General features: G+C 66.3%; 7 protein-coding genes. 3 read left to right on the forward strand and 4 right to left on the reverse strand.

What is annotated here, in order from left to right; translation table 11 throughout:
- Positions 1-82 precede the first annotated feature (82 nt).
- From gmk to AC1DYX_RS25150, 3 genes are all read left to right on the forward strand, one after another.
- Positions 83-730, forward strand: coding sequence for a guanylate kinase (gmk, locus tag AC1DYX_RS25140; protein WP_477263946.1), 648 nt, complete (start codon positions 83-85; stop codon positions 728-730).
- Positions 731-848: 118 nt separating this feature from the next.
- Positions 849-1,052 (forward strand): DNA-directed RNA polymerase subunit omega, encoded by a 204-nt coding sequence (rpoZ, locus tag AC1DYX_RS25145; protein WP_005665923.1) that lies wholly within the window; start codon positions 849-851, stop codon positions 1,050-1,052.
- Positions 1,053-1,196: 144 nt separating this feature from the next.
- Positions 1,197-3,446: a RelA/SpoT family protein gene (locus AC1DYX_RS25150; protein WP_477263948.1), complete on the forward strand. Its 2,250-nt coding sequence runs from the start codon at positions 1,197-1,199 to the stop codon at positions 3,444-3,446.
- Positions 3,447-3,538: 92 nt separating this feature from the next.
- On the opposite strand, the gene AC1DYX_RS25155 is transcribed toward AC1DYX_RS25150, so the two are convergent.
- From AC1DYX_RS25155 to AC1DYX_RS25170, 4 genes are all read right to left on the reverse strand, one after another.
- Positions 3,539-4,174, reverse strand: a complete 636-nt coding sequence (locus tag AC1DYX_RS25155) for a hypothetical protein (protein ID WP_477263950.1) — start codon at positions 4,172-4,174, stop codon at positions 3,539-3,541.
- Between the two features lie 124 nt (positions 4,175-4,298).
- Positions 4,299-4,655, reverse strand: coding sequence for a hypothetical protein (locus AC1DYX_RS25160; protein WP_477263952.1), 357 nt, complete (start codon positions 4,653-4,655; stop codon positions 4,299-4,301).
- Complete coding sequence (locus tag AC1DYX_RS25165) at positions 4,642-6,516, reverse strand: carbamoyltransferase family protein (RefSeq protein WP_477263954.1); 1,875 nt, start codon at positions 6,514-6,516, stop codon at positions 4,642-4,644. Before AC1DYX_RS25165 ends, AC1DYX_RS25160 begins: the two co-directional genes overlap by 14 nt.
- Before the next feature lie 9 nt (positions 6,517-6,525).
- Positions 6,526-7,542 carry an SGNH/GDSL hydrolase family protein gene (locus AC1DYX_RS25170; protein WP_477263956.1) on the reverse strand — a complete coding sequence of 339 codons (1,017 nt, stop codon included), beginning with the start codon at positions 7,540-7,542 and terminating at the stop codon, positions 6,526-6,528.
- Between the last annotated feature and the right edge of the window lie 109 nt (positions 7,543-7,651).

Here is a 7,651-nt window from a genome sequence, read left to right on the forward strand (position 1 = left end):
CGCCGTAGGGTGGGCACGCCGTGCCCACGCGGATTTGGAATGACCGATACACCAAGAATCACGTAATAAAAAGGAACCCACCATGTTCACCACCGCTTTCTCCGGCAGCTTGTTCGTCGTCGCCGCCCCGTCCGGCGCCGGCAAGTCGACCCTGGTCAATGCGCTGCTGGCGCTGGAACCGGGCATCAAGCTGTCGATCTCGACCACGACGCGCCCGCCGCGCCCGGGCGAAGAGGACGGCCGCGAATACCACTTCACCACCGCCGAGGATTTCGTCGCCCGCGCCGACCGCGGCGAATTCCTGGAATGGGCCGAGGTGCATGGCAATTACTACGGCACGAGCCGCCTGACCGTGGAACAGGAAATGAAGACGGGCACCGACATCCTGCTGGAAATCGACTGGCAGGGCGCGCGCCAGGTGAAGAAGCAGTTCCCTCAGGCGGCCGGCATCTTCATCCTGCCGCCGTCCATCGCGGCGCTGGAAGAGCGCCTGCACAAGCGCGGCACGGACGAGCCGCACATCATCACGCGGCGCCTGCTCGCGGCCGGGGGTGAGATCGCTCACGCTCCCGAGTTCGAGTATGCTATCATCAACGAAGAGTTCAACGTCGCCCTGTCCGAGCTGCAGGCGATTGTCAAAGCGACACGCGCGCGCTTCGCCCAACAGGCGGCCCGCAACGCCTCGCTGTTTGCCCAGTTGGGAATCCACGTGCAGCAACCGCAAGCTTAAGCATTGGTGGGCATGGGATGCCCGCCCTACGAATATTGCCGTAGGGTGGGCACCCCGTGCCCACCGGCCGTTTGCGTTACGGAATTATCACTGAAACAATTCATCTGTTGGAGTTACCATGGCCCGCATCACCATCGAAGATTGCCTGAAAAACGTCCCGAACCGTTTCCAGCTGACCCTGGCCGCCACCTACCGTGCCCGCCAGCTGCTGCAAGGCCACACCCCGAAAGTCGAAGCCAAGGACAAGCCGACCGTCGTCGCCCTGCGTGAAATCGCTGCCGGCAAAGTCGGTCTGGAAATGCTGAAAAAAGTCCCGATGTAAGATCGGCGGTGCCTGTGACCCGTCGGCGGTTTATCACCTTTGGGGTCGGAGCCCGAATTTCTCGCGTGAGCTCCGACCCCAACGGATCAATCAGCCCGTGATTCTGTTATGCTGTTTCCATACTGCGGCTGATTGTCTTTACGTATGAACTTGTCCTCACCGGATTCCGTCCACTCGGGCACCACCAACAACAAGGCGAGCCGGCCCGGCCGGCCCGCCGGCAAACCGCAGGAAGCCGAACCGGCGCCCGCTCCCGGCGTCGCGTCGATCACGCACCTGGCCACCAAGCTGGCCGAATACCTCACTCCCGTCGAACTCAAGCGCGTCAAGGAAGCCTACCGCTTCTCGGACGAGATGCACCTCGGCCAGGTCCGCAAGTCGGGCGAGCCGTACATCTCGCACCCGATCGCCGTGGCCGAGATCTGCGCCGACTGGAAGCTGGACGCCCAGGCGATCATGGCCGCGCTGCTGCACGACGTGATCGAAGACCAGGACGTCAAGAAGGAAGAGCTGCTGGAACGCTTCGGCCCGCAGGTGGCCGACCTCGTCGACGGCCTGTCGAAGCTGGAAAAGATCGAGTTCCAGAGCGTCGTCGAAGCGCAGGCGGAAAATTTCCGCAAGATGCTGCTGGCGATGGCGTCGGATGTGCGCGTCATCCTGATCAAGCTGGCCGACCGCCTGCACAACATGCGCACGCTGGGCGTCATGGCCCCGGCCAAGAAGCGCCGCATCGCCAGCGAGACGATGGAAGTCTACGTGCCGATCGCGCACCGCCTCGGCCTGAACGACATCTACCGCGAGTTGCAGGACCTGTCGTTCTCGCACCTGTACCCGCTGCGCTACCGTACGCTGTCGAAGGCGATCAAGGCTGCGCGCGGCAACCGGCGCGAAGTGGTCAAGAAGATCCTCGACGCGGTCAAGAACCAGCTGTCTGCGGCCGGCCTGCCCGCCGAAGTCTACGGGCGTGAGAAGACCCTGTTCGGCATCTATAAAAAAATGCGCAGCAAGCACCTGTCGTTCTCGCAGGTGCTGGACGTGTATGGCTTCCGCGTCGTCGTCGACACGGTCCCGAACTGTTACGTGGCGCTTGGCTCCCTGCACGGGCTGTACAAGCCCATGCCCGGCAAGTTCAAGGACTACATCGCGATCCGCAAGATCAACGGCTACCAGTCGCTGCACACCACCCTGATCGGCCCGTACGGCACCCCGGTCGAATTCCAGATCCGCACCCAGGACATGCACCGCACCGCCGAGAGCGGCGTGGCGGCGCACTGGCTGTACAAGACGGGCGACCAGAACATGACGGATCTGCAGCAGCGCACGCACGCGTGGCTGCAGTCGCTGCTCGACATCCAGCAGCAGACGGGCGACTCCGCCGAATTCCTCGAGCACGTGAAGGTCGACCTGTTCCCGGACTCCGTCTACGTGTTCACGCCGAAATCGAAGATCATCGCCCTGCCGCGCGGCGCGACCCCGCTGGACTTCGCCTACAGCATCCACACGGGCATCGGCGACCACACCGTGGCCGTCAAGATCAACCACGAACCGGCGTCGCTGCGCACCGAACTGCACAACGGCGACATCGTCGAGATCCAGACCGACCCCGATTCGCGCCCCAGCCCGACATGGCTGAGCTTCGTGCGCACGGGCAAAGCGCGCTCGGCGATCCGCCACCACCTGCGCACCGTCAACCTGAACGAATCCGTCGAGCTCGGCCGTGACCTGCTGACGCAGTCGCTGGCGCAGCTGGGCATCAAGGGCGACCTGGCGCCGGCCACCATCGAGCGCCTGCTGGCGGAATCGTCGGCCAAGTCGCTGGACGAGCTGTACGCCGACATCGGCATCGGCAAGCGCATGCCGGCGCTCGTCGCGCGCCACATCGTGAGCCTGCTGGGCGGCGACATCGCCACCATCCCGGCACAGCCGAGCAACGGCGGCGAGCTGGATCCGGTCACGATCTACGGCAGCGAAGGCGTATCGGTCCAGCTGGCACCGTGCTGCCAGCCGATCCCGGGCGACCACATCATCGGCCAGCTGCGCCGCGACCAGGGCCTGGTCGTGCACACGGCCGACTGCTCGCAAGCAAACCGCCTGCGCCTGAAGGAACCGGACCGCTGGATCCCGGTCCAGTGGGGCAGCGAACTGAACCGCCGCTTCGACTGCCGCATCCGCCTGCTGATGAACAACGAAAAGGGCAGCCTGGCCCGCGTCGCCGCCGAGATCGGCGAGTCCGATGCCAACATCACGTATGTCGGCATGGACGAGGACGACGAACACATGATGACCCAGTTGCGCTTTACCATCCAGGTCAAGGATCGGGTGCACCTGGCGCACCTGATCCGGAACCTGCGCCGGGTCGCGGGCGTCAACCGCGTCGAGCGCGAGCGGGCCTGAACCGGCGGAACAGCGCGTAGGGTGGGCACCCCTGTGCCCACGCGTAACGCCAACATGTCGCGAACGTCACGCGTGGGCACGGAGTGCCCACCCTACAACGGCAACGTACACCGGAACCCGACATATGGCCGCTCCGCCTGCGGCCGCTCGTCGACGACGGTGAAGACGCCCGCCCCTTCCTGCGACGACCAGCTGCCGCCCCGCGCCAGCGCCCTGCCCCACCAGCTGCGTCCGGCGCGCGGCCACCAGCCCAGCCCCTGCTGCATCGGCGCGCCCGGCGCCGTGGCGAGCGTCGGCGAGCCCGGCGCGAACGTGTGTGCGACGATGCCGTCAAGGTTCCCCTGCACGTCATCGAACACCCAGCTGAACGCATTGCCCGCGCAGTCTTGGATACGCTCGCCGTTCGACAGCACATGCCAGCGCCGCTCCAGCGGATCGGCGGGTTCCACGCCGGCCGGCTGCACGCCGGCGCAGCGGCCCCGGTGCAGCCCCTGGAACAGCCGGCCCGCGCCGACTGCGCCACCGGTCCAGTTCCGGGCCTGACCGGCAATGTCGTGCGCGATGGCCAGCGCCTGCAGTTCCGTCAGCAGCCTGAAGCCGGCAAGCGCACAGGCCAGCCGCGCCGCGTGGTAGCCGATGCACACCCACGGCGGCGCAACCTCGCTCAGCAGGACACGCCCGTCCGGCCCGCGCGCCGCCAGCCAGCGCGCCACCGCGAACGCGGGCACTGTGATACCGCAAGGCAGCGTGACGGCCGGCACGGCGACGAAACCGGGCGGAAGCGCGCTGTCGATCGCCGCGGCCGCCATATCCGCATCGAGATTGCCCATGCCCTCTCCTTACTCGCCGCGCTCAAAACATCTGGTAGACATAGGGCGACAGCTCCGCTTGCGGCCGCGCCGCCTCGTACAGCGCATGCAGGGCTTGCGCCGCCTCGGCCACCCGGGGTGCGTGTTCGGCCAGCCCGGGATCCCCATGCGCGCGCCAGTACGCGGCCAGGCGTTCGCCGAAATCCCCGGCATCCAGGCAGGACGGCGCCAGGAAATCGTCGAGGATCATCGTCGTGTGCGTGCGCTGCGTGTAATAGCTGGACAGGCGTGCATCCGGCCCCAGCGGGAATGGCGGCTGCCCGGCCGCGCAGTCCGCAGTCAGTACGTCGAACAGCGGCCCCGCGAATGACTGCAATGCCGCGTCGTCAATCGAGCTCATAGGTCTTCCTCCAGTCTTCGTTATCCGGCAGCGCGGGTTGCTCGCGGCGCCACAACACCACATCCTCCAGAACCAGCAGGTCCATCTCGGTGCGCATGAAGCAGCGGTAGGCGTCCTGCGGGCTGCACACGATCGGCTCGCCGCGCACGTTGAACGACGTGTTCACGAGCAGCGGGCAGCCCGTCAGCCGTTCGAACGCTTCGATCAGCGCGCGGAATTCGGGGTGGCCGCCGTTCTCCCCATCACGGTCGACGGTCTGGATCCTTGCCGAGTAATCGACGTGCGTGACGGCCGGGACGTCGCTGCGCGGCTGGTTGATCACGGCCATCATGTCGTCGTCGCCCGCCTCGAACGCGCCCGTGTCCATGGGCAGCCGGCGCATCTTCTGCACCGGGGCGACCATCAGCATGTACGGGCTGTCGCCGTCGAAGTCGAAATACTCGGCGCAGCGCTCGCGCAGCACGGCCGGCGCGAACGGGCGGAACGATTCACGGAATTTGATCTTCAGGTTCATCGTCGCCTGCGTGCGCGGATTGCGCGGGTCGCCCAGGATCGAGCGGGCACCCAGCGCGCGCGGTCCGTATTCCATCCGTCCCGACAGCCAGCCGACGATCTTTCCGGCCGCAAGCAGCTCCGCCACGAGGGCCAGGCGTTCCGCGCGATCGGGGATGCGGTGGTACGGATAGCCCTTGCGGTCCAGGAAGGCGAGGATCTCCTCGCTCGAATAGCGGGGTCCGAGGTAGCTGCCGTGCTGGGCGTCGCCGGCACCGGGCGCGCGCCGGCGCGGGGCCTCGTACGCCATGTGGTGGGCCAGCAGGGCCGCGCCGAGCGCACCGCCCGCGTCCCCGGCGGCCGGCTGCACCCAGATGCCGTCGAAGATGCCGGCCGCGGCCAGCTTGCCGTTGGCGACGCAGTTCAGCGCCACGCCGCCCGCCAGCACGAGCTTGCTCTCTCCGCTCAGGCGGCGCAGGTGGCGCGCCGTCTTCAGCACGATCTCTTCGGTGACCTGCTGGATGCTGGCGGCCAGGTCCATCTCGCGCCGCGTGATCGGCGTCTCGGGCTGGCGCGCCGGGCCGTCGAACAGCTCGGCGAAGCGCGGACCGGGCATCGCCATCCCGTCCAGCCAGCCGAAGCAGGCCATGTCGAGCCGGTACGACCCGTCGGCACGCACGTCGATCAAGTGTTCGCGGATACGCCCGGCGTAGCGCGGACGGCCGTACGGCGCCAGCCCCATCAGCTTGTACTCGCCGGAATTGACCTTGAAGCCGCAGAAGCTCGTGACCGCGCTGTACAGCAGGCCCAGCGAGTGCGGATAGTCGATTTCGGCGAACAGTTCGAGCTTGCGCCCGTGGCCGACGCCGAGCGTGGTCGTGGCCCATTCGCCGACGCCGTCGATGGTCAGCACGGCCGCGCTGTCGTACGGCGACGGGTAGAAGGCGCTGGCGGCATGCGCCATATGGTGCTCGGCGAACAGCACGCGTCCTGCGCGCCCGAGCGTGCCGAGCGTCTGCCGGACGTGCTCGTTCACCCAGATCTTGTCGCCCAGCACCGCGCCGGCCGCCTGGGCGAACAGCGCGCGCGCGCCGGCCGCGTCGCCGTGAATGACGCCGGCACGGGCATTCTGCACGACGCGGTCGAACGTCAGCAGCGGATTGTCGTAGAACACGATCGCATCGAGGTCGGCGGCGTCGACGAAGCCTTCCTCGAGGCAGTAATTAATGGCGTTGACGGGAAACGATGGATCATGCTTTTTGCGCGTAAAGCGTTCTTCCTGCGCGGCCGCGACGATCTCGCCGTCGCGCACGAGAGCCGCCGCCGCGTCATGGTAATAGCCGGCGATACCGAGTATGGTCTTGCCCATGATGTCTCCTCAGCTGGCCCGGGCCAGGCTTGCGCCCAGCATGTCGGCGATGACGGGCTGGAGCGAATGCGCGAGGGCGTCGTGTCCGGCCGGCGTGAAATGGATGTCTTTTTCCCAGCGCAGCTGGCGCCGCGTGGCGGAGGAAATGCGCAACAGGTCGGGCAGCGGATCGTGCAGGCGGCAGCCGAGGTCGGAGGCCAGTTCCGCGAACCGGGCCTGGTAAGGCGAAGCGTCGCACGTTTCGTCGAGGTGCTGCGGCAATGGCAGCGGCATCAGCAGCACGGGCCGGTCGAGCGCGCGGATCCATTCCGTCAGGATCGCGCGCATCAGGCGCCATGCCGGGTTGGCGGACGAATCGTAGTGCGGCAGCGGCTGGTACTGCGTGAGGTGCTGGACCATCTCGCGCATGCCCAGCTTCGTCACCATCTTGCGCAGCATGACGAAGCGCCCGCCCTGGTCGACGGCAGCGGCCTGGTTGGCGTCCAGCTCGTGTTCCTCGTACGGATCGCGCCGCGGCGGTACCTGGCACAGCCGCAGAACGTCGTTGTCCAGCTGAAAATAAGGCTTGGCATAGATGCGGAGGGCGCCATGCTCGTCACGATGCGGGCGAAATTGCGCGACGACGCGCCGGATGTTCTCGACGAACACGGCGATGACGACGAGGTCGTGTTCGATGTCGCGGGCGAATTCGCGCCAGATGAGGTATTGCTGGTCCGTCCCCGTCGACGACAGGCCGAAATTGTAGACCTCGACGGGCGGCGTACCGGCAGCGGGCAGGCGCGCTTCCAGCAGGTCGGTGTAGCGCTGGCGGTTGGGCACGGCGTCGCCGGCCGTGAACGAATCACCGAACACGAGCACGCGCCGGCTACCCGGCGTGCGCTCCCGCGCGAACGGCCGGTCGGCGCGGAACCCATGTTCGTTCACCTGCATGAGATATCCCCCGCCTTCGTGCGGAATTCTGACTTTCAGGCGGGGTATGTAGCGATAGCCGACGACGGGGTGGTATTCGTAGAGTTGCCTCATCATTTCCTCATGTGCTTTTGCGGATGAAATGATGATGCGTTGTTTGAATATGAGGATTTTTACGTGATCTCAACTTTTCAGAGAATTATTTAAAAACAGAAAAGAAACAGCA

The sequence above is a fragment of the Massilia sp. P2_C2 genome (assembly GCF_056404615.1).